Origin of the sequence: Rhizobium phaseoli, from assembly GCF_001664385.1 — a bacterium.
In the GTDB taxonomy this organism is placed as follows: domain Bacteria; phylum Pseudomonadota; class Alphaproteobacteria; order Rhizobiales; family Rhizobiaceae; genus Rhizobium; species Rhizobium phaseoli.
Genome location: NZ_CP013532.1, coordinates 200,075 through 225,219, shown reverse-complemented (window position 1 = coordinate 225,219; position 25,145 = coordinate 200,075). Strand labels below are relative to the sequence as shown.

The following is a 25,145-nucleotide window of genomic DNA, read 5'->3' as shown; positions in this document are numbered from 1 at the left end:
CGCGGCAGGTCCAAAACCAGGGAAGAAGACATCATGCCAACGCCTCTCGTCGTTTCCGAAGTCTCGAAGAGCTTCACCATGCACCTGCGCGACGGCATCCGGCTGCCCGTCGTCTCCGATGTCGCCTTCTCGGTCGCGTCAGGCGAATGCGTCGTGCTCGGCGGCCCGTCGGGCATCGGAAAGAGCTCGCTGCTCAAGATGATCTACGGCAATTACGCCGTCGATACCGGTCAGATCCTCATCCGCCACGACGGGCGCGTCGTCGATCTCGCCGCCGCTGATCCGCGCACCGTGCTAAACGTGCGGCGCAATACGCTCGGCTATGTCAGCCAGTTCCTGCGCACCGTGCCGCGCGTCGCGGCAATCGACGTGGTGGCGGAACCGCTGGTGGCGCATGGCGAGGAAGCCGGAGCAGCACGGGAGAAGGCGGGCGCCCTGCTTGCCAGACTCAATCTGCCGGAACCGCTCTGGCAGCTTCCGCCCGCCACCTTCTCCGGCGGCGAGCAGCAGCGCGTCAATATTGCCCGCGGCTTCATCACCGACCATACGATCCTGCTTCTCGATGAACCCACAGCCTCGCTCGATGCCCGCAACCGCGCCGTTGTCGTCAGCATGATTTCGGAAAAGAAGCAGGCGGGTGTCGCCCTTCTCGGCATCTTCCACGACGAGGAAGTGCGCGAAGCCGTCGCCGACCGCATTCTCGACGTCCAGCAGTTTTCTCCAAGAAAGGTCGCCGCATGAGCCGCAGGCTGGGCATTGAACCCTATGTCCACGAGACAGCCTCCGTCAGCGAGTCCAGCTTCGGACGCTATACGGAGGTCTCCGAGCGCTGCCGCATCAGCGAGGCGACCTTCGGCGACTATTCCTACATGATGCAGGACGGCTCCGTCTGGTGCGCGACGATCGGCAAGTTCGTCAACATCGCCGCCGCCGTGCGCATCAACGCCACCAACCATCCGACCTGGCGCGCGACGCTGCATCATTTCACCTATCGCGCCGCCGACTACTGGCCGGACGGCGACATGGAGGAAGACTTCTTCGCCTGGCGGCGCGCAAACCGCGTGACGATCGGCAACGACGTCTGGATCGGCCATGGGGCGACGATCCTGCCGGGCGTCAGCGTCGGCAACGGCGCGGTGATCGGCGCCGGCGCCGTCGTCTCGAAGAACGTCGCAGCCTACTCGATCGTCGGCGGTGTGCCGGCTAAATTGATCCGCGAGCGCTTTCCGAAAGCGGTCGGTGAGCGCATGGACAGGCTTGCCTGGTGGGACTGGGACCATGACCGTCTGCGCCTGGCGCTGCAGGATTTCCGCAACCTGAGCGCGGAAGATTTTCTGTCCCGCTACGAGGGCTAGACGCGCTCGTCAGGACGCAGAGATTTGTGACACGACTTACACAAATATGACACGCGGGGTTCATGAAGCGGGACTAATGCGATGCTGACCGAGCCTGGAGTGCAAGGGAAGAGCATGATGTTCGAGCTGAAGGATGTCACCCGTCGTTTCGGAAAGAAGCTCGCCGTCGACACCGTCACCCTCACGATTCCGCAAGGCCAGATGGTCGGCATCATCGGCCGCTCCGGCGCCGGCAAGTCGACGCTCTTGCGCATGATCAACCGGCTGCAGGAGCCGAGCTCCGGCTCCATCCATTTCGCCGGCGTCGAGGTCTCCGGACTTCGCGGCCGGGCCTTGCGCAACTGGCAGCGCGACTGCGCGATGATCTTCCAGCAGTTCAACCTGGTGCCGCGCCTCGACGTTCTCACCAATGTCATGCTCGGCCGCCTCAATCACCGCTCGACGTTTCTGAGCCTGCTCAGCATCTTCACCCGCGAGGAACGCGTCCATGCCGTCGCAGCGCTCGAACGGCTCGGCATCGAGCAGACGGCGCTGCAGGCGGCCGGCACGCTTTCCGGCGGACAACAACAGCGCGTGGCGATCGCCCGCGCCCTGATGCAGAACCCGAAGATGGTGCTCGCGGACGAGCCGATCGCCTCGCTCGATCCGCTGAACGCCAAGATCGTCATGGATGCGCTGCGCGATATCAACGAGCGCGAGGGCATCACCGTCATCACCAACCTCCACACGCTCGATACCGCCCGCAACTATTGTGAGCGTATCGTCGGCATGGCCGGCGGCCGCGTCGTCTTCGACGGCAAGCCGTCGGAGCTGACCGCCGACGCGGTGAAGGCAATCTACGGAACGGACAAGGATGGCGCCGGCATCGACGAAACGATGACCTCGACATCGATCAATCTCGCTTCCGAGCGGTCAGACAATCAACCCGCCGGCATCCAACCGCTGGCGCTGGCCGGCCTCTGAGCGAGGCGGGCGCGATCGAAAGCCCGCGTCAAGGGCACACTTCTTCGTAACGGAAAGCCGGGGACACCGGTCAATAGGAGAGAACGCATGTTGAAGAAAGCACTCTTTGCGGCAACGGCGCTGTTTGCGCTCGCCGGCGCCGCCAATGCCGCTGACCTCAAGGAATTCCGCATCGGCATCCTTGGCGGCGAAAACGAAACCGACCGCCTGCGCAACTATGCCTGCCTCGCCGACCACTTGAAGCAGGAATTCGGCTTCGAGAAGGTGTCGCTGTTTCCGGCCGCCGATTATGACGGCGTCATCCAGGGCCTGCTCGGCGGCACGCTCGACTTCGCCGAACTCGGCGCTTCCGGCTACGCCGCCGTCTACATCAAGGATCCGAAGGCCGTTACGCCGATCCTGACGACGCAGCAGAAGGACGGCTCGACGGGCTACCACTCGATCGGGTTGGCGCTGAAGTCCTCCGGCATCAAGACCATCAAGGACGCCAAGGGCAAGAAGCTCGGCTATGCCGATCCGGATTCCACCTCAGGCTATCTCGTTCCGCTGACGCAGATCCCGAAGGACACGGGCATGCCGAACGACAAGTTCTTCGCCTCGACGCAGTTCAACGGCGGCCATGAGAACAACCTTCTCGCCGCCTATGACGGCAAGGTCGACGTTGCCGTCGATGACAGCTCGGGCATCGGCGATTTCAAGGACGGCTACACCTCCGGCACCTTCCGCAAGGAAGTTGACAAGGGCGCCGTCGATCCGAACAAGCTGGTTGAAGTCTGGCGTTCGCCGCTGATCCCGAACGGTCCGCTCGTCGTTCGCAACGCTCTCGGCGAAGAATGGCAGACGAAGCTCGCAGCCTTCTTCACGGCGTTGCCGGAAAAGGATCACAAGTGCTTCGCAGCCGTCGAAGGCGGTGATTACAAGGGCTATGCCCCCGTCAAGCACGAGTTCTACAACACTGTTGTCGAAGTACGCAAAGCTGCCATCGGCGGCTGATCGGCCTTTGGAATGCGGGGCGGCCGGAAAACGGCCGCCCTTTCTTGTAACCGGGCGGGGCGTCCATGACTGTTGCCGATACACAGCCGCACATGCAGAGCACTGAGGAGATCGGCACCGCCTGGGGCCGGATGGTCGCCAAGCGCCGCTTCTATACCGTGCTCGGCCTGGTGATCCTCATCGCGGCTTTCGTCAGCTCCGTCCGCTTCGCCGACGAGAGCAATGCCGGCCATTTCTTCGACCGCCTGCCGCATCTCTTCGACTTTTTGAGCTGGCTCATTCCCAAGGACTGGAACGACGTCTGGCGCGCGCTGTTCGACATAGCGAGCGTGAACGACAAGGGCGGCGAGGAATTCAATTTCGACAAGGGCCGTGTCGATGTCTGGGGCGCCTTCTACATTCCCGAATATTTCGAGCTGATGATCGTCACGATCAACGTCGCGCTGCTTTCGACGATCATCGCCTTTGTCTTTGCCGTTCCCTTGAGCTTCATTGCCGCGCGCAACCTGACCAGCTCATGGCCGCTGCGCATCTTCATCAAACGCCTGATGGAATTCCTGCGCGCCTTTCCGGAGATCGTCATCGCCGGCCTGTTTTCGGCGATCCTGTCGATCGGGCCGGTCGCCGCCATCATCGCCATCACCCTGCACACGATCGGCGCGCTCGGCAAACTCTTCTATGAAGTGGCCGAAAATATCGACATGAAACCGCATGAGGGCATGAAGGCCGTCGGCGCCAACTGGTGGGAGCGGGTGCGCTTCGCCGCCCTGCCGCAGGTGCTGCCGAATTTCACCTCCTATGCGCTGCTGCGGCTCGAGATCAACGTGCGCGCCTCGACCATTATCGGCGCCGTCGGCGGCGGCGGCATCGGCGAGGAGCTGAAGCTGTCGATCTCGCGCGGCTTCGGCGCCAAGACGATGGCGCTCGTTCTGCTGCTGTTCGTGACGATCGTCGCGGTCGACCAGTTCTCCGCATGGCTGCGCCGCCGCCTCGTCGGCGAGCACGCCTTCCTCCTGCAACATTGAGGCCGCCATGACGGTGATCGACGCCAACCGGATGCACGAAATCGAAGCGCGCTATCCGGAATACTTCCACCGCTCGTTCCGCCAGCGTTTCGGCGGACTGATGATCGTCATCGCGACGCTGCTTTACGGCCTTTACGCTGTCTGGTTCTTCGACCTTCCGAAGCTTTTCGCCGAAGCCCATTGGGAGCGCGTCGGCATCTATCTCAGCCAATGGGTGAGCTACGACGTTCAGCCGGAATTCCGCATTCAGGACGATGGCTCGATCGCGGTGCGTTATCCGCGCTTTTCGCCGCTCGGCGACAATCCGCATCCGGACTGGGTGGTCGACAATCCCGATGGCAGCATCACCGTTGCCGTCAGCGGCGCCGGTCTCGCCGTCACCGTCTCGAAGAGCGAAACGATCGTCACGGCGCATGGCGTCAGCGTCCCCGTCGACGTTTCGAGCGGCGCGCCGAAGGTCGTCGGGCCGGTGCCCGCCTGGATGACCGTCTATGACGACAACGTCCTCGCCGATCTCGGCTTTGCCGGCGATGTCAGCATTTCCGTCGACCGGGTGAAGATCCGCAAACGCTTCCTCGGCTGGGCGAATTTCGTCTTCGACACGCAGTCTTCCTTTTTCGACAAGCCGGTCGGCGAGGTTATTAGCCTCATCGTCTCCGGCCCGCGCATCAAGCCCGACCAGTCCAACCTGTCGCTCGCCTTCGACGACATTTGGAACAACAGCGAATGGCAGCACGGCGACGTCTGGACCAAGCTCTTCCAGACGATCGTCATGGCCTTCCTCGGCACGCTGCTCGGGGCGCTTGCCGCCTTCCCGCTTGCCTTCATGGCGGCGCGCAACATCACGCCGAACCGGCTGCTCAACCAGATCCTCGAGCGCTTCTTCGATTTCCTGCGTTCGGTCGACATGCTGATCTGGGCGCTGTTCCTGACGCGCGCCTTCGGCCCCGGCCCGTTGGCCGGCAGCGGCGCGATCTTCCTCACCGAGACCGGAACACTCGGCAAGCTCTATTCCGAAGGCCTAGAGAATATCGACAACAAGCCGCGGGAAGGCATCCAATCGACCGGCGCGCAGACCGTGCTCGTCCATCGTTACGGCATTATGCCGCAGATCGTTCCTGTTATCGTCAGCCAGACGCTCTACCAGTGGGAATCGAATGTGCGTGGTGCCACCATCATCGGCGCCGTCGGCGCGGGTGGCATCGGCCTTAAACTCTGGGAGGCCATGCGCACCAACGCCAATTGGGAAAACGTCGCCTATATGGTGATTCTGATTCTGATCGTCGTCTTCCTCTTCGACGCCGCCTCGAACGCGCTGCGCCACCGGCTGATGGGCAGCAGGACACACTGACGATCACAAGGTGGCGGCTATGTCGCCATCATCATTCTGTCACGGAAATCTTTTAGCCGGGGAGCCTGCTTGCGGTTCGCCGCCAAATCACTGCACATTGCGCTCCCCGTTTCGACGATCCCCAGGACAAAAGCCTTGCGCTACGCTCTCTATTTTTCGCCGCCGAAGGATGATCCCCTGACCGGCGCGGCCTCGCTCTGGCTCGGCCGTGACGCCTTTACCGGCGAGACCTATCCTGCCCCGGCCTATGAGCAGCTCGGCCAGGCAGAGCAGTTCGAACTGACCGCCGATCCACGCCGTTATGGCTTCCATGCCACGATCAAGGCGCCGTTTGCGCTCGCCGCCTCGGTCACGGAAAAGGACCTCATGGCCTTTGCCGAGGATTTTGCCTCGCGCACGCCGGCCTTCGAGATCCCTGAACTCGTGCTCGGCCAGCTCGGCCGTTTTTTTGCGCTCGTCCCCGGTTCGCTTCATCAACCTCTTCAGGATTTCGCCGCGAAGGTGGTAAAGTCATTCGAACCGTTTCGCGCGACGCTTTCGGAAGCCGATATCATCAGGCGCAATCCGGAGAAGCTCAGCGACAGCCAGCGGGCCAACTTGCAGCGCTGGGGTTATCCCTACGTCATGGAGGATTTCGGCTTCCACATGACGTTGAGCGGGCAAGTGCCCGAGACACGCGCCGAGGTGATGAAAGCGATTCTGGCCGAGCGTTTTGCCGGGTTCACCGGCCGGCCGCTGTCGATTTCCAGCCTTGCCGTCTTCGTCGAGGAGACGCGCGGCGCCCCGTTCAAAGTTCATTCCTGGCTGCCGCTTTCCGGTGCCAAAAGCTGAAAGACCTGACGTGATGAGCAAAGAGACCGTGTTTTCCAATGCCCGCATCGTTCTCGAGGATGACGTCCTCGCCGGATCGATCCTCATCCGCGACGGCAAGATCGCCGATATTTCCGAAGGGAACTCGGTAGCCGGCGAAGATTTCGAAGGCGACTTCATCATTCCCGGCCTCGTCGAATTGCATACCGACCATCTCGAAGGACATTATCAGCCGCGCCCCGGCATTCGCTGGAACAAGACCGCCGCGGTCCAGGCACATGACGCCCAGATCGTCACATCGGGCATCACCACGGTGTTCGACTGCCTGCGCATGGGTGCGGACGAGGACGGCGGCTTCGAACATGGCGAGATGCGCGAGATGGCCGACGCCATCCAGTCGGCGGAGAAAGAAGGCCGGCTGCGCGCCGAGCACCTTCTGCACCTGCGTTGCGAGGTTTCGGCCGACAATGTGCTCGAGCACTTCGCCGACTTCGAAAACGATCCACATGTGCGGCTCGTCTCGCTGATGGATCATGCGCCCGGCCAGCGTCAGTTCCAGACGATGGATCAATATATCTTCTACTACCAGAAGAAGCGCGGCCTGAGCGATGAGGTCTTCGCCCGTTTCGTCGCCAAGCGTCAGGCGGAATCGGCGCGCAATTCGACGCCGCACCGCAACGCCATCGCCAAGGTCTGCGCCGAACGCGGCATCACCGTTGCAAGCCATGACGACGCCACGCTCGCCCATGTCGACGAGGCGATCGACAACGGCGTGCGGCTTGCCGAGTTTCCGACCAGCTTCGACGCCGCCCGCGCCTCGCACGAGCATGGCATGAGCGTGCTGATGGGCGCGCCCAACATCGTGCGCGGCAAATCCCATTCCGGCAACATCGCCGCCCGCGAGCTCGCGGAAATGGGCGTGCTCGACGTGCTGTCCTCCGACTACGTGCCGCTCAGCCTGCTGCACGCACCCTTCATCTTGGCCGACGAGGTCGAGAGCATCACGCTGCCGAAGGCGATCGCCATGGTGACCTCGACGCCTGCCCGCACCGTCAGCCTCGACGATCGCGGCCGGATCGCGACAGGGCTGCGCGCCGATCTCGTCCGCGTCCACCGTTCGCACGGCGTGCCGGTGACACGCTCCGTCTGGCGCCAGGGACGCCGTGTCGCATGACGCACGAACCCCATCCAGGAGCCGGTGCCGAGCGCGGCATCATGGTCGTCGTCGTCGGGCCGAGCGGCGCCGGCAAGGACACGCTGATGAACCTTGCCGCCCGGCATTTTTCCGGCCGCGCCGACGTTCATTTCACCCGCCGCGTCATTACCCGCCACCGCGGCGCCGGCGGCGAGGATCATCTTTCCGTCTCCCTCCAGGGCTTTGCAGCCATGGAGCAGTCGGGCTCCTTTGCCGTCTGGTGGGAAGCGCATGGTCTGAAATACGGTATTCCGGCCGAAGTCTCGGTGGCGCTGTCGAAGGGTCATATCGTCGTCGCCAACGGCTCACGCTCGGCGCTGCATCGCTTCCAGGCCGCCTTCCCGCGGCTGAAGGTCATCAACGTCACCGCCAGCGCGGAAGTGCTCGCCGGCCGGCTGGAGGCGCGCGGGCGCGAGACACATGAGGATATCATGGCGAGACTCGCCCGCGGGCCGCTGACGGTGCGCGGCGACTACGATGTGACGGAGCTCGACAATAGCGGCTCCATCGAAGAGGCCGAGCAGAAGATGATCGCGATCCTCGACGGGCTGCTGGCCGAGGTGCACTGACCGGGCTCGAGGGGATGATATGCGCGCCATCAACGTGGTCGACTACGATCCCTCCTGGCCGCGGCTCTTTGCCGAAATCAGCACCGAGGTCGCTGCCTTGCTCGGCAGCTTCGTGCTTTCCATCGATCATATCGGCAGCACGTCAGTGCCCGGCCTCGCCGCCAAGCCGAAGATCGACCTCGATGTCGTCGCGATCTCCGACGAGGTTCTGCCGGCGGCGATCGACGCAGTCAGCGCTGCCGATTTCGTCTTCCACGGCGATCGGGGAGAGAAACGCTGGGCCTTCACTCGAGATCATCACGGTTACGGGTTCAAGCTCTATCTCTGCGGCCCCGCTAACCGCGCCCATCGGGAGCGGCTCCTGTTTCGCGATTATCTCCGGAATCACCCCCAAAGGGCCACAGCCTATGCCGAGCTGAAGCGCCGGCTGGCAGCGGAAGCAGGCAACGATTGGGATTTCTACACCGGCGGCAAGACCGCATTCGTCAGCGAGACGCTGCGATTGGCACGCTTGAGGAGGTGAGATCGGAGCGCAGCTTATCGACTCGGACTACCGCTTTCATGAGAGGCGTGACCTCCGGTGGTTTCAGCGATCGACTGCTGCAGCCATGCTCGGAAACGGGCCGATGTCACCTCATTCCAGCGCTCACGCGGCCCGACAAAATAATAGCCGCCGAGCCGGACGTCGGTTTCCAGCAGTTCGACGAGCCGGCCGGCGCGCAAGTCATCCGCGGCGATCAGGCGGGTGGCCAGTGCTATGCCTTGGCCGGCCACCGCAGCGTCGACCGTCAGGTTGGCCGACCACAGCCGCGGGCCATTCAGGGTCACTTCATGCTCGAAGCCGGCCTTGCGAAACCATTGCCGCCACTGATCGCGGCTTTCCTCGTGGATCAGCGGCTGGCGCACCAGATCATCGAGGGTCCGTATCGGAGCGTTTCTGCTGATCCATTCGGGGCTGGTGACCGGGAACATGCGCGGCCTTTCCAACAGGATCCAGCGGACATTTCCCCTCGGCTCCTCGGAATAGCGGATGTCGACATCGGCCTCATACCGGGTGAAATCCGGTTCGAGATCGGTCGCGCGCATCACGAAATCGATGCCGGGCAAGGCAAGCTGGAGCTGGTTGAAACGCGGCGTCAGCCACCGTGTTGCCAGACCGGGCACACACCAGATGCGCAAGACCGTGCGGTTGACTGCCGGGCGCAGTTCCGCCGTGGATTTGGCGATGAGATCGAAAGCCGCCCCCACCGTCTCGGCAAAAACCCTGCCTTCCGCCGTCAGCCTGATGCCGCGCGGTCCGGCATCGACAAGCCGCGTGCCAAACCAGGCTTCGAGATTGCGGACGTGGCGGGATATGACGGTGTGACTGAGATTGAGATCGTCCGCAGCTCTGCGCATCGAGCCCAGGCGGCTGACCGCCTCGAAGGCGCGCACCATGGAAAGCGGCGGTAACCGTCCGCGTTTCGGAACGCCTTCCTGTTCATCTGACGATGATTTCCCTCTGCGCAATCCTGTCTCCCAGAACGGAAATTGGTTCCGCCGAACCAAGATCGGAATGCCGTATTCCCTTCATATGCCATGGAATTGGCGATTTCGGCGTAACGAAGAGTGGTGCACGGTGGTGCATATGATGCACCACCTGCCGACCGGATGACAATCGCGGTTTTCGCCGTTCGCAAGCGAAACCATCAAATTTGCGGGGCGTGCGACCACTTGCCTGGAAAGACTGGAGGGGAGCGGTGCATCCATGTGTCCACCGCGGCCAACAAAAAGCGCCTTCCCGCCCCACCGGACATCCGCCAGCATTGCCCGCAACACGCCGCTCCGCCTCTTGGAGATGACGGCAAGGTTCGCTGCACAGGCCGGCTTTGCCCATCCCTTGCGAGCGGCCGCGATTGCCAACGATCTCAAGGATCCTGGCTGTCACCGGCGTCAGACGGACGCTCAACAAACAGGGGAAAGCGAATGAAATTCAAGAACACTTCGACGATTGCGGCTCTCGGCCTGCTATCGCTGGCACTTGCGGCGGTGCCGGGCGCGGCCCGGGATCTCACCATAGCGTCCTGGGGCGGAAATTTTCAGGATGCGCAGCGGGAGATCTATTTCAAGCCATTCTCCAAGGTTACCGGCAAGCCATTGCTCGACGAAGGCTGGGACGGCGGCATCGGCGTCCTTCAGGCAAAGGTCAAGGCGGGTAATCCCTCCTGGGATGCCGTGGAGGTCGAAGCCGACGAGCTCTCTCTCGGCTGCGCCGACGGGCTTTTTGAGAAGGTGGACTGGAGCAAGCTTGGCGGCAAAGATGCGTTTCTGCCTTCCGCGGTGAGCGATTGCGGCGTCGGCGCCATCGTCTGGTCGACCGCCATCGCCTATGATGGTGCCAAGATTGCCGATGGCCCCAAGTCCTGGGCCGATTTCTGGGACGTGAAGAAATTCCCCGGCAAGCGCGCCCTGCGCAAGGGACCGAAATATACGCTCGAATTCGCGCTGATGGCCGACGGCGTGCCGGCAGACAAAGTCTATGAAGTCCTGGCGACGCCTGAGGGCATCGACCGCGCCTTCGCCAAGCTTGATGCGTTGAAACCGAATCTTGTCTGGTGGACCTCGGGCGCGCAGCCGCTGCAACTGCTGGCTTCCGGCGAAGTGGCCATGACCAGTGCCTATAACGGTCGCATCACCGGCATCAACCGGTCGGAAGGCCGCCAGTTCAAAGTTGTCTGGCCGGGCAGCATCTATGCCGTCGACAGTTGGGTCGTTCTGAAGGGCGCTGAAAACAAGGATTCGGCCTTTGACTTCATCGCCTTCGCCAGCAAAGCGGAAAACCAGGCAAAACTGCCGCAATATATCGCCTACGGCCTCCCGAGCAAGGAAGCCGGCAAGAGCCTGCCGCCGGACCAGCTGGCCGACTTGCCCACCACCCAGGCCAATATGCAGGAAGCAGTCAGCCTTGATACGGACTTCTGGATCGACAATTCGGAAGCGCTGACAAAAAGGTTCGACGCCTGGCTGGCACAATAACGGACGGAATATCGCCCCCGCGGGATCGCATCTGCCGATCGACCCGTGGGGGCTTCCGCACATCCTCGTCACTTCGTCTGCCCCAGAGCCGACAATCCGAACGGAGGGCCACCATGGCTGCGCCGCGCATACGCTTTGAAAAAATTTCCAAGTCCTTTGGCCTGCATCAGGTCGTCAAAGACCTGTCGCTCGACATCGAGAGGGGCGAATTCGTCAGCCTTCTGGGACCTTCGGGTTCAGGCAAGACCACTTTGCTGATGATGCTGGCGGGTTTCGAAAACCCGACCGCCGGCGGCATTTTTCTCGACGGCCGCCGCATCGACCACCTGCCTCCGCATCGGCGCGAAATGGGTGTCGTCTTCCAGAACTATGCGCTCTTTCCGCATATGTCGATCGCCGACAACATCGCCTTTCCTCTCAGGATGCGCGGTGTCGGTCGCGGCGAGATCGAGGAGCGCGTGAACCGCGCCCTCGAGATGGTGCAGCTGTCGGCCATGAGCGGCCGCAAGCCTGCCCAGCTTTCCGGCGGTCAGCAGCAGCGCGTGGCGCTTGCCCGTTCCCTGGTGTTCGAGCCGACGGTGGTGCTGATGGACGAGCCGCTTGGGGCACTCGACAAACAGTTGCGCGAACAGATGCAGCTCGACATCCGCGCCCTTCACAAGCGGCTGGAACTGACGGTGGTGTTCGTGACCCATGATCAATCCGAGGCGCTGACCATGTCGGACCGGATTGCGGTCTTCAACCGCGGCAATATCGAGCAGATCGGTTCGCCGCGCGATATCTACGACCGCCCGCAGACACGCGCCGTCGCCGAATTCATCGGCGAAACCAATCTGATCGAAGGAACGGTCAAGATGACGGGCACGGACGGCACTTCGGTCGAGATCGCCGACGGACGGCATGTGATCGTGCCTGGCAGTAACTCCCTCGCTGTCGGCAGCCGTGTCCATATCTCCGTTCGCCCCGAGCGCATTTGCTTGGCGGCTCGCGGCATCAGCGCGGCGGCGAACGCCCTACCGGCAAAAATACTCGATAGCGTCTATCAGGGCGACCATTTGCGGGTGCAGCTCGATGAGGATGCCTTTCGCTTCGTGGTCCGGACCGACATGCGATCGGCGGAGTGGCCGGTCGGAGCCGATGTGGTGGCGCACTTCACGCCGGACGATTGCTGGGTGATCGCGGCATGAATGCTTTCCGTCGACATACCGGCAGCTTTGCCCTCATCCTTCCCCTGACCCTGTTCCTGGGTGTGTTCTTCATCTGGCCGCTTCTGACCGTCCTGCAACAGGCGGTGTCCGATCCAGTCGTCAGCAAAAACCTGCCGCGGACGACGGCTGCAATTTCAGCCTGGAACCCTGTTTCCGAACCCTCCGACGAAATGCGGACGGCCCTTGTCGACGACCTGAAATCGCTCGACGACGACCAGAATCTGGGAGAGGTGGTGCGAAGGCTGAACAGCGCCCAGCCGGGTTTCCGCACATTGATGCGAAAGACCGTTGCAGCCGTGAGAGACGGCACCGAGCCGATAAGCCTCCCGGAGCTCGACGCCCGATGGAACGACACTGCCTTCTGGCGGGCGGTCGCCGAGGCGACCGAGCCTTACACCGATCGCAACCTGCTTGCCGCAGTCGATCTTCAGCATGACGCCTCAGGGGCGATCGTGGCGATGCCGGCCGGAGAGTCGGCCAATCAGGCGATTCTTCTGAGAACATTCGCCGTGGCTGCCGTCGTGACCCTGGCGACCTGTCTCATCGGCCTGCCTTACGCGATGCTGGCCGCCGCCGCGAGCGGCTGGCGGCGGCAGCTCCTCCTTGCCGCAGTGCTGCTGCCGCTTTGGACATCGCTGCTGGTGCGGACCGCGGCCTGGTACGTCCTCCTTCAGGACAAGGGGCTGATCAACTCCCTTCTCGTGTCGCTGGGCCTCCTCAACGCTCCCTTGCCGCTTCTTTTCAACCGGACGGGTGTCGTTATCGCCATGACGCATGTGCTGCTGCCCTTCATGGTTCTGCCGATCTACAGCGTCCTCATCGCAATTCCGCGAAATCTCATGCCGGCGGCAGCCTCTCTCGGCGCGAGGCCAATCCGGGCCTTTCTGCATATCCTGCTGCCCCTGGCGCTCCGCGGCATCGCCTCGGGCGGACTGCTCGTGTTCATGGCAGCGCTCGGTTACTACATCACGCCGGCACTCATCGGCGGACCGAAGGACCAGATGATCAGTTCGGTGATCGCCTTCTACGCCACGGGCTCCGCCAATTGGGGCATGGCCGGTGCGCTCGGCATGGTGCTGCTCGCCGTGACGATCGTGCTCTACGGCGTTTACGGCCGGCTTTCCATGAAGACGACGGGGGCATGACATGACAATTCGGTTACTCAAATTTCTGTTCGGCGCGGCAACGGTGATTTTTCTGCTGGCTCCGCTTTTGGCGATTCTTCCGATCGCATTTACCTCCAGCAGCTTCCTGGCCTACCCCATTCCGTCTCTTTCGAGTCGCTGGTTTGCGGTGCTGGCTACCGAGGACGCCTGGCGGCGGTCCATCGTCAACAGCTTGCTGATCGGGGCGGGAACCACCTTGCTGTCAACCCTGCTCGGCATTCTGGCCGCACTGGCTTTGCGCCGGCGCGTTGTTTTTGCCGCGGCGCTGAGGACGATATTCCTCCTGCCGATGGTCGTTCCCGCCGTGGTGCTTGGCGTCGGGCTGCAGATCCTGTTTGCCGGGCTCGGATTTCCAAACACATTTGCAGCCGTCATCGTGGCGCATACGGTTGTCGCCGTGCCCTTTGTGCTGGTCAGCATAACCGCGTCGCTCGAGGGCATCGACTATCGGACCGAGCGTGCGGCCGCCAGCCTCGGGGCTTCTCCGGCGAAGGTCTTCTGGAAAGTGACGTTGCCGCTCGCCATGCCCGGCGTCCTTTCCGGCGCCGTGCTTGCTTTCGCGACATCGCTGGATGAAGTCGTCCTGACCCTGTTCGTGGCCGGACCAAATCAGCTGACGCTCGCCCGCCAGATGTTCTCGTCGATTCGCGAAAACATCAGCCCGGCCATCGTGGCGGCGGCATTTCTGTTTATCGTGGGGACGATCCTTCTCGGAGGCCTGCTCGCGGTGGTGCACAAACGCGCCGCCCGGTCCGCAGCTGCCTGACGCCTAGAACAGGATGATTTTTGGCCTGGTTGGCCTAAAATCTTAATCCTGTTCTAAATTAAATAGTTAGAGCATGGTGTCGCCCGAAAACCGCCTACACTTTTCGGCATCATGCTCCAGCCATTCGCCAAAGCCGGAACGTATAGATCCGGCTTGGGGACATCAATGGAAGGGGCCTGGACAACGATGATCAGGGCGCTGGCCCACATCGCCACTTCCAAAGCCGCCAATTCTGCGTCCGGCTCCCGATCAACAACGGGACGGCGGTTACTCGCCGTCGCCCCGGCCGGAAACGATCTCGCGCTTGCCGACATGATTGGCCGGCCCGACCAGGCCTTCCTTTTCCATGCGCTCGACCAGTGAGGCGGCGCGGTTGTAACCGATGCCGAGGCGGCGCTGGATGTAGGAGGTCGAGCACTTCTTGTCGCGCATCACCACCTTGACCGCCTGCTCATAGAGCTCGTTGCCGTCCTCGGAAGCCATGGCGCTCTTGTCGAACACGGCGCCGGCCTCTTCCTCTTCCGGCTCTTCCTCTTCGTCGGCGGTGACGGTGTCGAGATATTCGGGGCGGCCTTGCGTCTTCAGGTGGGCAACGACCTTTTCGACCTCGGCATCCGAAACGAAGGGACCGTGCACGCGGGCAATCCTGCCGCCGCCCTGCATGTGCAGCATGTCGCCCTGGCCGAGCAGCTGCTCGGCGCCCTGTTCGCCGAGGATGGTGCGGCTGTCGATCTTCGAGGTCACCTGGAAGGAGATGCGGGTCGGGAAGTTCGCCTTGATCGTGCCGGTGATGACGTCGACCGAGGGGCGCTGTGTCGCCATGATCAGATGGATGCCGGCCGCACGCGCCATCTGCGCCAGACGCTGGATCGCGCCTTCGATCTCCTTGCCGGCGACCATCATCAGATCGGCCATCTCGTCGACGATGACGACGATATAGGGCATCGGCGCAAGATCCAGCTCCTGGCTCTCCTCGATCGGCGCGCCGGTTCCCTTATCGAAGCCGGTCTGGACCATGATATGGATGGTCTCGCCCTTTTCGCGCGCCTGGCAGACGCGGCCGTTATAGCCGTCGATGTTGCGCACGCCCAGGCGCGACATTTTGCGATAACGCTCCTCCATCTCGCGCACGGCCCATTTCAGCGCCATGACCGCCTTCTTCGGATCGGTGACGACGGGCGTCAGCAGATGCGGGATGCCGTCATAGACCGAGAGTTCGAGCATCTTCGGGTCGACCATGATCAGCCGGCACTGTTCCGGCGTCATGCGGTAGAGCAGCGACAGGATCATCGTGTTGATGGCGACCGATTTGCCCGAGCCGGTGGTGCCGGCGACGAGCAGATGCGGCATCTTCGCAAGCTCAGCGATCACGGGTTCACCGCCGATGGTCTTGCCGAGGCCGAGCGCCAGCTTATAGCCGCTCTTGTCGAAATCCTGGCTTTCGATCATCTCGCGGAAATAGACCGTTTCACGGGTGACATTCGGCAGTTCGATGCCGATGACGTTGCGGCCGGGGACCACGGCGACGCGGGCCGAAAGCGCCGACATCGAGCGGGCGATATCGTCGGCGAGGCCAATGACGCGCGATGACTTCACGCCGGGCGCCGGCTCGAATTCATAGAGGGTGACGACGGGACCGGGGCGGACATGAATGATCTCGCCCTTGATGCCGAAATCCTCAAGCACGCTTTCCAGGAGACCGGCATTCTGCTCCAGCGTCTCCTGCGACATGATCTCGCCAAGCCGTTCCGGCGGCTCCTGCAACAGGGCGCGCGGCGGGAATTCATAGCCTGACGCATCGACCTTTTCCGGTCTTGCCATCAGGCGCGGCGACGGCAGGACGGCGGCCACCGGAGGCGTCGGCCGAGGCGCCGGCGCCGCCTGGAGGACGGGTGCGGTCTGCGGCATTGGCCCAGTCTGGGGTACCTGGGGCGCGCCTCGAGGCGCCAGCACGATCGGCTCCGGAGCACGAACCGCCTTTTCCAGGGATATCGCGGCTGGCGGCCGCAGGGCTGTCGCTGCGGGTCTTGCGGCCGGCGGCTGGATCGGGCGCGATGCGGCGGGAGCCGGTTTCGGCGCGCCCGGACGCCATTCCATGACGCGGAACAGGGCGGTGATCGATTCGGGCGTGGTCTCGATCTTCGGAACAACGATCGAAGGCGTGCGGACCGGCTCGCCCTCTTCGAAGGCCATGACCTCCCAGAAGGCGAAATCGGAAATCGAAGACAATTCGGAAGCCGCACGCAAGGCGGGCGTCTCCGCCCGGCCAGGGGCCAGCGGCTGTGGCGTCTCGATCATCGGAGCCGGCGCTGCGGCAAGCTCGCTCGGCTCCGGCAGATAGATGTCGAAAGGCACATCGACGGCGACCGGTTCGATCCGTATCGCCTGCTGTTCGAGCGGCGGTTCGTCGTGAACGGGCTCGTTCGGCGGACGGCGCCGGCTGATCAGCGTTTCCGGGGTGCGGGTGAAGCGAACATTCGGCGCGAGCGAGAAGTTGCTCTGCCAGATCGGCGCCGCAGGCCTTTCGCCGGGATTTTCCTCCGCAAGCTCCGTTTCAAACCCGCTGGAAAAATCTGCGGCATCCGTCAAATTGGTTCTGGGAAAACGCATGCGTCCGCTACTCACTCATGCCTAACAAATTACGACCCTACCGGGATAGAAAAGGAAGGTTAATAAGTTCCTTCCAGCCGCATCGTTTCGATGCAGCGCCCAGAGGCAAACTGTTGTTATTTCAGTGAGTTACTTAAAACAGAAAATCTTTTTCCGATTTGAAGAGGCGCTCAATGCGCCTCGTCCCAATTGGTGGCAGCGCGCGCATCCACCTTAAGCGGCACACGCATTTCGAGGGCCGGCATGGTGGCGTTTTCCATGACCGAGACGATGATCGGCATCGCCTTGTCGACATCCTCATCCTCGACTTCGAAGATCAATTCGTCATGCACCTGCAGCAGCATGCGGACGCGCTCAGCGAGGCCGGCTTCAGCCAGCGCCGGCTCGATCTTGATCATCGCCCGGCGGATGACGTCGGCGGCCGAGCCCTGGATCGGCGCGTTGATCGCAGCCCGCTCGTTGAAGGCGCGCACGGAGGGATTGGACGAGCGGATTTCGGGATAGTTGATTCGCCGGCCGAAGATCGTCTCGACATACCCTTTGTCGCGCGCCATGGCCTTGCGGCTTTCCATATAGTCGCGGATGCCGGGAAAACGCTCGAAATATTTCTTGATATAGTCGCCAGCTTCCGACCGCTCGATCGACAGCTGATTGGCAAGGCCGAAGGCCGAAATGCCGTAGATGATGCCGAAATTGATCGCCTTGGCGCGGCGGCGCACCTCGCCCGGCATGCCCTCGACCGGCACGCCGAACATTTCCGACGCGGTCATCGCATGGATGTCGACGCCATCCTCGAAGGCCTTGGTCAACTGCGGGATCTCGGCCACATGGGCAAGCACGCGCAGTTCGATCTGGCTGTAATCGGCGGAAATCAGCTTGTGACCCGGTGTCGATATGAAGGCGGTGCGGATCTTGCGGCCTTCGGCGGTGCGCACCGGAATATTCTGCAGGTTCGGTTCCGAGGAAGACAGGCGACCTGTCGTGGTCGAGGCCAGCGAGTAGGAAGTGTGAACCCGCTTGGTCTCCGGATGCACATAGCCGGGAAGCGCATCCGTGTAGGTCGATTTCAACTTGGTGAGCTGGCGCCAGTCGACGATCTTGCGCGGCAGTTCGAACCCGGCGGCGGCGAGATCCTCGAGCACCGAGGCGGAGGTCGACCATTGCCCGGTCTTCGTCTTGCTGCCGCCGGCAAGACCCATCTTGCCGAACAGGATATCCCCGAGCTGCTTTGGCGAGCCGATATTGAAACGCTCGCCGGCCAGCGTGTAGATCTCGTCCTCCAGGCGCGCCGCACCTTGAGCCAGTTCGCCGGACAGGCGCGACAGGATCTGCCGGTCGACGGTGATCCCCCGCGCTTCCATCCGCGCCAGCACCGGCAGCAGCGGCCGCTCCAGCCGTTCATAAACGCTGGTCAGCCCGGCTGCCGCCAGCCGCGGCTTCAGCACCAGCCAGAGGCGCAGCGTCACATCGGCATCTTCGGCGGCATAATGGGTGGCGCGATCGATATCGACCAGATCGAAGGTAACGTTCGCCCTGCCGCTACCGGCCACGTCCTTATAGGGGATCGGCGTATGGCCGAGGAATTTTTCCGACAGCGGGTCCATGCCATGGGCGCCGGTGCCGGCGTCGAGCACATAGGAAATCAGCATCGTGTCGTCGAAACTCTTGGTCTCGATGCCATAGCGTTTCAACAGCAGGTAGTCGTATTTCAGATTCTGGGCGACCTTCAGAACCGATTCATCCTCCAGTAGCGCCTTCAGCCGCGGCAGCGCATCACGCATGGGGACCTGATTTTCGGCAAGGCCGCCGCCGAGCAGATCGCCGACGCCGTTCTTGTGGGAAAGCGGCACATAGGCGGCGCGGATCTTCGTGCCGCTGGGATCGGCGACGTTGTCGGCGATCGCCATCGAGATGCCGACGAGCTCGGCCTGCATGGCGTCAAGCGAGGTGGTCTCGGTATCGAAAGCCACGAGACCGGTGTCGCGCGCATCGGCGATCCATCGGTCGAGCGTGGCGAGATCGCGGATCGTCACATAGGCGGAATGATCGAAGGGCAGCGCCGCAAAGGCCTCGGCCCGGGCCTTGGCAAGATCGGCAGGGGAAAAGGCGCCTTCGACGCCAGCCTTCGCACGCGGCGGCACAGGCACGGATTGCCCTGAAACCTCGGGAATGCCGCCGGCGACGGGCGCCGGCTCGGCCGCATCGAGATCGGGACCATGGGCGGCGTCACCCCATTCGATGCGGACGACCGCCGGTTCGATGGCGCTCGCATCGCAATCGCAAACTTCCGCGACGCGGCGCGTCAGCGTCGTGAATTCCATCGTCTTGAGAAAGCCGATCAGCTTCGGACCGTTCTGCGGCTCCAGCACCAGCGCGTCGAGATCGAGATCGAGCGGCACGTCGGTGCGCAACCGCACGAGTTCGCGGGAAAGCCTCGCCATCTCGATGTTGGCAAGGATCGTCTCGCGCCGCTTGACCTGCTTGATCTCGGTAGCGCGTTCGAGCAGCGTGTCGAGATCGCCGTATTCCTCAAGGAGCTGGGCAGCGGTTTTCGGGCCGATACCGGGAATGCCGGGCACGTTGTCGACGGAGTCGCCGGTCATCGCCTGCAGGTCGATCATCTTTTCCGGCGGCACGCCCCACTTCTCGATCACGTCGGGAATGCCGATCTGCTTGTCCTTCATGCTGTCATACATGTGGACGTTCGGTGTGACGAGCTGCATCAGATCCTTGTCGGAGGAGACGATGGTGACATCGGCACCCACGGCTTCGGCCTGGCGGGCATAGGTGGCAATGATATCGTCGGCCTCGAAGCCTTCGGTCTCGATGCAGGGCAGGTTGAAGGCGCGGGTCGCCTCGCGGATGAGCCCGAATTGCGGGATGAGCTCTTCGGGAGGGGCCGAACGGTTCGCCTTGTAGGCGTCGTAGAGATCCTTGCGGAACGTCTTGGCGGAATAATCGAAGATGACGGCAAGATGCGTCGGCGTCACCCCGACATCGGTATTGCGCGCGTCCCTCAGGAGCTTCCACAGCATGTTGCAGAAACCGGAAACGGCGCCGACCGGCAGACCGTCCGTCTTGCGCGTCAGCGGCGGCAATGCATGAAACGCCCGAAAGATGAATCCGGAACCGTCGACTAGGAAGAGGTGATCGCCTTTTTTCATGCGTGCATGGATAGCGCGGGCTCGGAACGAGGTCCATATAAAGTTCGGCGCGCCAAGAGATAATGGCGTCAGCTTCAAGGAATTCTGTAGAGGGCAGTCCTGCTCACCAAACTGTTACCGATTTGTAACGTGGTGTGACCCTTGAAAAACCACATTCGCAGTTACAAATCCATGTCACCGGCGCTTGATCGTGCCGAGGGCCTGATCACCGGCTTGTCCCCCGCCGCATCAGGCTTGGACAAAGGCCTTATCCCCCTCTCCGGGCCTTTGTCCCCATTTTAAGGTCGCCATGGCCAACCTCCAGGCCATGGCGACTTTTGTTTTTCCAGCACCGGAAACAATGGGCGGAGCCTGCATTTTTTGGAGCGTCCTATGCGATTTGCTGCATTGTCTCCGGCATGGTTTTGAGCCTAACTTGCAATCATGGGATTTAACCGCATGGATTCGGGAGCTTACCTTGCCAGTCAGCTGGCGAAGGGTTTCGCCCGCTCGCTACACCGGCGCGCGGTCGGGCTCGGTTTTTCTCCGGGTCAGTTTCCCATTCTACTGGAACTCTGGGGCGAAGACGGCCTGACCCAGAAACAGCTTCTCGAGCGGGTCGATATCGAGCAGGCGACCATGGCCAATACGCTGTCGCGCATGGTTCGCGACGGGCTGATCGAACGCCGGCCGCATCCATCCGACAAGCGGGCGCAGCTGATCTTCCTGACGCCGAAGGCGCGCGCCATGGAAGCCGAGGCGATCGAAAGCGCGCGCGAGGCCGACCTCGCGCTGTTCAAGGGCTTTCGGACTTTCGAGCGCGAGCTGACCCTCGAATATATCCGCCGGCTGCTGGAAAACGCCAAGGCGCTGTGACCGGCGTTACTCGCAGGCAAGACGCGTGGGTCGTCGCCACGGCATCGACGGATCGTCCGTTTAAAGCGCGTCACATCAAATTTGATTCATGTGACGCGCTTTAGCCTTTTGTTTTTATGCATGTCGTTGTCCCCGAACCGCTGCACACTTTCGGGCGACATGCATTAGGCTGTCGAGGCCAGCAAACTTTCGCCGGCGGCGAGCTTGATGCTCGGCTCGACATCCGGTCTGCCGAGTAAAAACCCCTGTACCTGCGCACAGCCTTCTTCGACGACGATCTGGCGCTGCGCCTCGGTTTCGACGCCCTCCGTCACGACAGGCATGCCGAGACTGTGACCGAGGCCGATGATCGCGCGCACGATCGAGCGCGCCGCCGCGTCATGCTCCAACATGCCGGTGAAGCTGCGGTCGACCTTGATCTTGTCGAAAGGGAAGGTTCGCAGGTTGGAAAGCGAGGAGAAGCCGGTGCCGAAGTCGTCCATGACGATGTGGACACCCAGACTGCGCAGACGCTGCAGCGTGGCCATCACCCGGTCGCGATCACGGATGAGAGCGGCCTCGGTGATCTCGATTTCCAGCCGGGCGGGCGCAAGCCCCGTTTCCTTGAGGATAGCCTCGATCCGCTCGCATAGGTTTGGCAGCATGAACTGCACCGGTGAGACATTGACGGCGATCCTCAGCGGATCCGGCCAGCGAGCGGCCTCCTTGCAGGCCTGCTGCAGCACCCATTCGCCGAGCTGGACGATCGACCCGCTTTCCTCCGCGATCGGAATAAAAATATCCGGCTCGCTCAGGCCGTGGCCCGGCCGGTTCCAGCGCATCAAGGCCTCGTATCCGCTGATCTCGCCGCTCTGTGCATCAAGAACCGGCTGATAGCTGACATGGATCTGATTGCGAATAATGGCGTGGCGCAGTTCGCTTTCGATCTGGCGGCGGGCTCGCGTGGCCTCGTCCATTTCCGCATTGAAGAAACAGGCCTTGCCGCGACCGCCGTGCTTGACCCGATAGAGTGCGATATCGGCGTTGTTGCAGATCTCGTCCGGATCGCTTCCGTCGGCCGGATAAAGAGCAATACCGAGGCTGACGCCGACGGCGGTCGGGTCGCGCGCCATATCCATCTCGGCGGCGAATTCGTCGAGGATCGCGGCTGCGAGCTTCTGCGCCGCCGCCGGTTGCTGTCCGGCGGACTGAATGATGGCAAACTCATCGCCGCCGAGACGGGCGATCGTATCGCGTTCATCGGCCACGCGACGCAGGATTGCCGCGACTTTGCAAAGAATGCGGTCGCCCTCGGCGTGGCCGAAAATATCGTTGACGGTCTTGAAACGATCGAGATCGATATAGAAGAGGGCAACCTCGCTGTTCTTTCCCTTGGCCATCTGCAGCGCCTGGCGAATGCGCTTGTCGAACAACGACCGATTTGGAAGGTCGGTGAGAACATCGTGGTGGGCGAGGTGTTCGATGATCTCCTCGGCCTGCCGGCGCTCGGTAAGATCGCGCACCGCCAGCACGTCGCAGTTGTGGCCGCGATAGACGATCCTGCTCGTGTTCACTTCGACGGCGATCTCCCTGCCGTTCCTGGTTTTGAGCAGCGTCTCGCCGGGCCTGTTCTGTCCCTGGACGGCGGTCAAGACAATGGAGGGCGCCTTGCCCGAGAGATCGGCAAGCTTCCAGCCGGAAAGTCCCTGAAAGCGTTCGTTGGTATCGATAATCCTACCCTCCCGCAGGATCACCAATCCTTCTTGTGACGCATTTGCGAGTCCCCTGAGATCCGTCAGGTGGCTTTCGAAAAAGGCCACGGCAATGGCGATCAGAATGAGAGCCGTCGCCGCCACCACGACGATCGTTGCCAGCAGGCTGGTATCCAGCACCGTTGCCGGAACCTCTTTGCCGGGATCGGGCACGAGCGTGATGCTGGCCATCGAAATGAAGTGGAGTGCGCAGATCGCAAGGACGAAGGTGATCGACGAGGCAAGGAGCCGTCTCAGTCCCTTCAGGTGGAAGAAGGCGTGGAAGGCAATGCTCGACAGCAGCGCCCCCGCGAGTACCGCAGTCACGGTCATATAAGGATCGTAGAGGATTTCCGCCTGTGTCTCGATCGCCTGCATGCCCGTCAGGTGCATCGCGGCGATGCCGAGCGCCATCAGCACACCGCCTTGGATGCTCGAGAACCTGCCCCGGCCTTTCGAAGCGACGAGGATCGCCGCCCACGAACCGGCAACCGACAAGAGGAAGGAAAGCGCCGTCAGGCCCAGCTGGTAGCTGATCGGCATGCCGCCGTCATAGGCCAGCATTGCGATGAAATGGGTCGCCCAGACGCCGGTGCCGAAGGCGAATGCCGACGCGCCGATCCAGAGCTTGCGACGCCCGGCGTCGCATTCCTGGGCGCGGGAAAGCGGCAGCATCGCTGCCATCGCGCCGATGAGGCAGACCGCGGCCGCCGCAAGCACCAGCCGCCAATCGTGATCGTCGCGAATACAAGTAATGACCGAAAACATCTCGCCCCTCGTACAGCTGAATTCGGTCAGGCTAGTTTGGTTGTGCTAAATAACTGTAAATTGAATTAGGATGTTCTTCTATACCATCCGACAAATCTTGCAGACGCTGATCCAGATCTGGCCGCTTCGCCAGCCCGCTTTTGCTTTTTCCGCCTCGCCTGCCCTGCTGGTTTGGTCTATCGTCCGGCCAAATTTCAAAAAGGAGTCGAAAATGACGGATGTACAACAGGTGCTTGCGCGCGCGGATCAGAACCTTTCCTCGAGTCTGGAAAAGCTGTTCGAGCTTCTGCGCATCCGGTCGATTTCCACCGATCCCGCCTTCAAGGCGGAGTGCCGGAAAGCCGCCGAATGGCTGGTCGCCTATCTCCAAGGCATCGGCTTCGACGCTTCGGTGCGTGACACGCCCGGTCATCCGATGGTGGTCGCCCATCATGCCGGCGCTTCCGCCGACGCGCCGCACCTTCTGTTCTACGGCCACTACGACGTGCAGCCGGTCGATCCGATCGAGCTCTGGGAAAACGATCCCTTCGAGCCGTCGATCAAGGATATCGGTGAGGGCCGCAAGATCCTGACCGGCCGCGGCACGTCGGATGACAAAGGCCAGCTGATGACCTTCGTCGAAGCCTGCCGCGCCTACAAGGAGATCAACGGCGCGCTTCCCTGCCGTATCACCATTCTCTTCGAGGGCGAGGAAGAATCGGGCTCGCCGTCGCTGAAACCTTTCCTCGAAGCCAATGCCGCCGAGTTGAAGGCCGATTATGCGCTTGTCTGTGATACCGGCATGTGGGACCGCGACACGCCGGCAATCGCCGCGGCGCTGCGCGGCCTCGTCGGCGAGGAGGTGGTCGTCACCGCCGCCGACCGCGATCTGCATTCCGGTCTTTTTGGCGGCGCGGCGGCAAATCCGATCCATATTCTCGTCGAGGCGCTTGCCGGCCTGCATGACGAGACGGGCCGCATCACGCTTGACGGCTTCTATGACGGTGTCGAGGAAACGCCCGACAATATCAAGGCGTCATGGGAGACGCTCGGCAAGAGCGCGGAAAAATTCCTCGGCGAAGTCGGCCTTTCCATTCCCTCCGGCGAGAAGGGCCGCTCGGTGCTGGAACTGACCTGGGCGCGGCCGACCGCCGAAGTCAACGGCATCTGGGGCGGATATACCGGCGAAGGCTTCAAGACGGTGATCGCCGCCAAGGCGTCGGCAAAGGTTTCGTTCCGGCTCGTCGGCACCCAGGATCCGACCGCCATCCGCGAGGCTTTCCGCAGCTATATCAGATCGAAAATTCCGGCCGACTGCTCGGTCGAATTCCATCCGCATGGCGGCTCGCCGGCGATTCATCTCTCCTATGACTCGCCGCTGCTGACCAAGGCAAAGACGGCGCTTTCCGACGAATGGCCGAAACCCGCCATCGTCATCGGCATGGGCGGCTCGATTCCGATCGTCGGCGACTTCCAGAAGATGCTCGGCATGGAATCGCTGCTCGTCGGCTTCGGTCTCAGCGACGACCGCATCCATTCACCGAACGAAAAATACGAGCTTGTCTCCTATCACAAGGGCATCCGCTCCTGGGTGCGGATTCTTCAGGCGCTTGCCGCCTGAGG

General features: G+C 62.3%; 20 protein-coding genes. 16 read left to right on the top strand and 4 right to left on the bottom strand.

Going from position 1 to position 25,145, the window contains the following annotated elements:
* Positions 1–33: 33 nt before the first annotated feature.
* The 10 genes from phnL to AMC88_RS00990 all read left to right on the top strand — a co-directional run bounded on the left by phnL (position 34) and on the right by AMC88_RS00990 (position 8,784).
* The gene (gene phnL, locus AMC88_RS01035) at positions 34–741 is read left to right on the top strand and encodes a phosphonate C-P lyase system protein PhnL (protein WP_064824677.1); all 708 of its coding nucleotides are present in this window, start codon (positions 34–36) and stop codon (positions 739–741) included.
* Entirely contained in the window at positions 738–1,355 is a 618-nt protein-coding gene (locus AMC88_RS01030; protein WP_010024714.1) for a DapH/DapD/GlmU-related protein, read from the top strand. The genes phnL and AMC88_RS01030 overlap by 4 nt, the downstream gene beginning before the upstream one ends.
* Before the next feature lie 117 nt (positions 1,356–1,472).
* Positions 1,473–2,318 (top strand): phosphonate ABC transporter ATP-binding protein, encoded by an 846-nt coding sequence (gene phnC, locus AMC88_RS01025; RefSeq protein WP_064824676.1) that lies wholly within the window; start codon positions 1,473–1,475, stop codon positions 2,316–2,318.
* 87 nt (positions 2,319–2,405) lie between these two features.
* Positions 2,406–3,311, top strand: a complete 906-nt coding sequence (gene phnD / locus AMC88_RS01020; RefSeq protein ID WP_037142740.1) for a phosphonate ABC transporter substrate-binding protein — start codon at positions 2,406–2,408, stop codon at positions 3,309–3,311.
* 65 nt (positions 3,312–3,376) lie between these two features.
* Complete coding sequence (phnE, locus tag AMC88_RS01015; RefSeq protein WP_064824675.1) at positions 3,377–4,336, top strand: phosphonate ABC transporter, permease protein PhnE; 960 nt, start codon at positions 3,377–3,379, stop codon at positions 4,334–4,336.
* A gap of 7 nt (positions 4,337–4,343) precedes the next feature.
* Positions 4,344–5,687, top strand: a complete 1,344-nt coding sequence (gene phnE / locus AMC88_RS01010) for a phosphonate ABC transporter, permease protein PhnE (protein ID WP_064824674.1) — start codon at positions 4,344–4,346, stop codon at positions 5,685–5,687.
* 135 nt (positions 5,688–5,822) lie between these two features.
* Positions 5,823–6,518 (top strand): DUF1045 domain-containing protein, encoded by a 696-nt coding sequence (locus tag AMC88_RS01005; protein ID WP_064825784.1) that lies wholly within the window; start codon positions 5,823–5,825, stop codon positions 6,516–6,518.
* Positions 6,519–6,531: 13 nt separating this feature from the next.
* Positions 6,532–7,671 carry an alpha-D-ribose 1-methylphosphonate 5-triphosphate diphosphatase gene (locus AMC88_RS01000; protein ID WP_064824673.1) on the top strand — a complete coding sequence of 380 codons (1,140 nt, stop codon included), beginning with the start codon at positions 6,532–6,534 and terminating at the stop codon, positions 7,669–7,671.
* Complete coding sequence (gene phnN, locus AMC88_RS00995; RefSeq protein WP_004677184.1) at positions 7,668–8,261, top strand: phosphonate metabolism protein/1,5-bisphosphokinase (PRPP-forming) PhnN; 594 nt, start codon at positions 7,668–7,670, stop codon at positions 8,259–8,261. The genes AMC88_RS01000 and phnN overlap by 4 nt, the downstream gene beginning before the upstream one ends.
* 19 nt (positions 8,262–8,280) lie before the next feature.
* A complete protein-coding gene (locus AMC88_RS00990) occupies positions 8,281–8,784 on the top strand; it encodes a GrpB family protein (protein ID WP_064824672.1) in 504 nt (167 codons plus the stop codon).
* A gap of 14 nt (positions 8,785–8,798) precedes the next feature.
* Here the strand turns inward: AMC88_RS00990 and AMC88_RS00985 are convergent, their stop codons facing one another.
* Positions 8,799–9,770: a LysR substrate-binding domain-containing protein gene (locus tag AMC88_RS00985; protein ID WP_225880699.1), complete on the bottom strand. Its 972-nt coding sequence runs from the start codon at positions 9,768–9,770 to the stop codon at positions 8,799–8,801.
* Between the two features lie 456 nt (positions 9,771–10,226).
* On the opposite strand from AMC88_RS00985, the gene AMC88_RS00980 reads away from it, so the two are divergent.
* The 4 genes from AMC88_RS00980 (at position 10,227) to AMC88_RS00965 (ending at position 14,416) form a co-directional block, all read left to right on the top strand.
* Positions 10,227–11,276 carry an ABC transporter substrate-binding protein gene (locus AMC88_RS00980; protein ID WP_064824671.1) on the top strand — a complete coding sequence of 350 codons (1,050 nt, stop codon included), beginning with the start codon at positions 10,227–10,229 and terminating at the stop codon, positions 11,274–11,276.
* 113 nt (positions 11,277–11,389) lie between these two features.
* Positions 11,390–12,463: an ABC transporter ATP-binding protein gene (locus tag AMC88_RS00975; protein WP_064824670.1), complete on the top strand. Its 1,074-nt coding sequence runs from the start codon at positions 11,390–11,392 to the stop codon at positions 12,461–12,463.
* Entirely contained in the window at positions 12,460–13,629 is a 1,170-nt protein-coding gene (locus tag AMC88_RS00970; RefSeq protein WP_064824669.1) for an ABC transporter permease, read from the top strand. Before AMC88_RS00975 ends, AMC88_RS00970 begins: the two co-directional genes overlap by 4 nt.
* Position 13,630: 1 nt before the next feature.
* Positions 13,631–14,416, top strand: a complete 786-nt coding sequence (locus tag AMC88_RS00965; RefSeq protein WP_004677177.1) for an ABC transporter permease — start codon at positions 13,631–13,633, stop codon at positions 14,414–14,416.
* A gap of 267 nt (positions 14,417–14,683) precedes the next feature.
* Here AMC88_RS00965 and AMC88_RS00960 read toward each other — a convergent pair whose 3' ends face one another.
* The gene (locus tag AMC88_RS00960) at positions 14,684–17,026 is read right to left on the bottom strand and encodes a DNA translocase FtsK (protein ID WP_064824668.1); all 2,343 of its coding nucleotides are present in this window, start codon (positions 17,024–17,026) and stop codon (positions 14,684–14,686) included.
* Positions 17,027–17,196: 170 nt separating this feature from the next.
* Positions 17,197–20,190 carry a DNA polymerase I gene (gene polA, locus AMC88_RS00955; protein ID WP_064824667.1) on the bottom strand — a complete coding sequence of 998 codons (2,994 nt, stop codon included), beginning with the start codon at positions 20,188–20,190 and terminating at the stop codon, positions 17,197–17,199.
* A gap of 438 nt (positions 20,191–20,628) precedes the next feature.
* On the opposite strand from polA, the gene AMC88_RS00950 reads away from it, so the two are divergent.
* Entirely contained in the window at positions 20,629–21,045 is a 417-nt protein-coding gene (locus AMC88_RS00950) for a MarR family winged helix-turn-helix transcriptional regulator (protein WP_004674042.1), read from the top strand.
* A 164-nt stretch (positions 21,046–21,209) separates the two neighbouring features.
* On the opposite strand, the gene AMC88_RS00945 is transcribed toward AMC88_RS00950, so the two are convergent.
* The gene (locus AMC88_RS00945; protein WP_012482234.1) at positions 21,210–23,543 is read right to left on the bottom strand and encodes a bifunctional diguanylate cyclase/phosphodiesterase; all 2,334 of its coding nucleotides are present in this window, start codon (positions 23,541–23,543) and stop codon (positions 21,210–21,212) included.
* 211 nt (positions 23,544–23,754) lie between these two features.
* Between AMC88_RS00945 and AMC88_RS00940 the strand changes: the two genes are divergently transcribed.
* Complete coding sequence (locus AMC88_RS00940) at positions 23,755–25,143, top strand: dipeptidase (protein ID WP_012482233.1); 1,389 nt, start codon at positions 23,755–23,757, stop codon at positions 25,141–25,143.
* Positions 25,144–25,145 lie beyond the last annotated feature (2 nt).

Bases quoted from the DNA above. Each gene is read 5' to 3' on its own strand.
- phnL (WP_064824677.1), top strand. From the start codon at position 34: ATGCCAACGCCTCTCGTCGTTTCCGAAGTCTCGAAGAGCTTCACCATG.
- AMC88_RS01030 (WP_010024714.1), top strand. From the start codon at position 738: ATGAGCCGCAGGCTGGGCATTGAACCCTATGTCCACGAGACAGCCTCC.
- phnC (WP_064824676.1), top strand. From the start codon at position 1,473: ATGTTCGAGCTGAAGGATGTCACCCGTCGTTTCGGAAAGAAGCTCGCC.
- phnD (WP_037142740.1), top strand. From the start codon at position 2,406: ATGTTGAAGAAAGCACTCTTTGCGGCAACGGCGCTGTTTGCGCTCGCC.
- phnE (WP_064824675.1), top strand. From the start codon at position 3,377: ATGACTGTTGCCGATACACAGCCGCACATGCAGAGCACTGAGGAGATC.
- phnE (WP_064824674.1), top strand. From the start codon at position 4,344: ATGACGGTGATCGACGCCAACCGGATGCACGAAATCGAAGCGCGCTAT.
- AMC88_RS01000 (WP_064824673.1), top strand. From the start codon at position 6,532: ATGAGCAAAGAGACCGTGTTTTCCAATGCCCGCATCGTTCTCGAGGAT.
- phnN (WP_004677184.1), top strand. From the start codon at position 7,668: ATGACGCACGAACCCCATCCAGGAGCCGGTGCCGAGCGCGGCATCATG.
- AMC88_RS00990 (WP_064824672.1), top strand. From the start codon at position 8,281: ATGCGCGCCATCAACGTGGTCGACTACGATCCCTCCTGGCCGCGGCTC.
- AMC88_RS00980 (WP_064824671.1), top strand. From the start codon at position 10,227: ATGAAATTCAAGAACACTTCGACGATTGCGGCTCTCGGCCTGCTATCG.
- AMC88_RS00975 (WP_064824670.1), top strand. From the start codon at position 11,390: ATGGCTGCGCCGCGCATACGCTTTGAAAAAATTTCCAAGTCCTTTGGC.
- AMC88_RS00970 (WP_064824669.1), top strand. From the start codon at position 12,460: ATGAATGCTTTCCGTCGACATACCGGCAGCTTTGCCCTCATCCTTCCC.
- AMC88_RS00965 (WP_004677177.1), top strand. From the start codon at position 13,631: ATGACAATTCGGTTACTCAAATTTCTGTTCGGCGCGGCAACGGTGATT.
- AMC88_RS00960 (WP_064824668.1), bottom strand. From the start codon at position 17,026: ATGCGTTTTCCCAGAACCAATTTGACGGATGCCGCAGATTTTTCCAGC.
- polA (WP_064824667.1), bottom strand. From the start codon at position 20,190: ATGAAAAAAGGCGATCACCTCTTCCTAGTCGACGGTTCCGGATTCATC.
- AMC88_RS00950 (WP_004674042.1), top strand. From the start codon at position 20,629: ATGGATTCGGGAGCTTACCTTGCCAGTCAGCTGGCGAAGGGTTTCGCC.
- AMC88_RS00945 (WP_012482234.1), bottom strand. From the start codon at position 23,543: ATGTTTTCGGTCATTACTTGTATTCGCGACGATCACGATTGGCGGCTG.
- AMC88_RS00940 (WP_012482233.1), top strand. From the start codon at position 23,755: ATGACGGATGTACAACAGGTGCTTGCGCGCGCGGATCAGAACCTTTCC.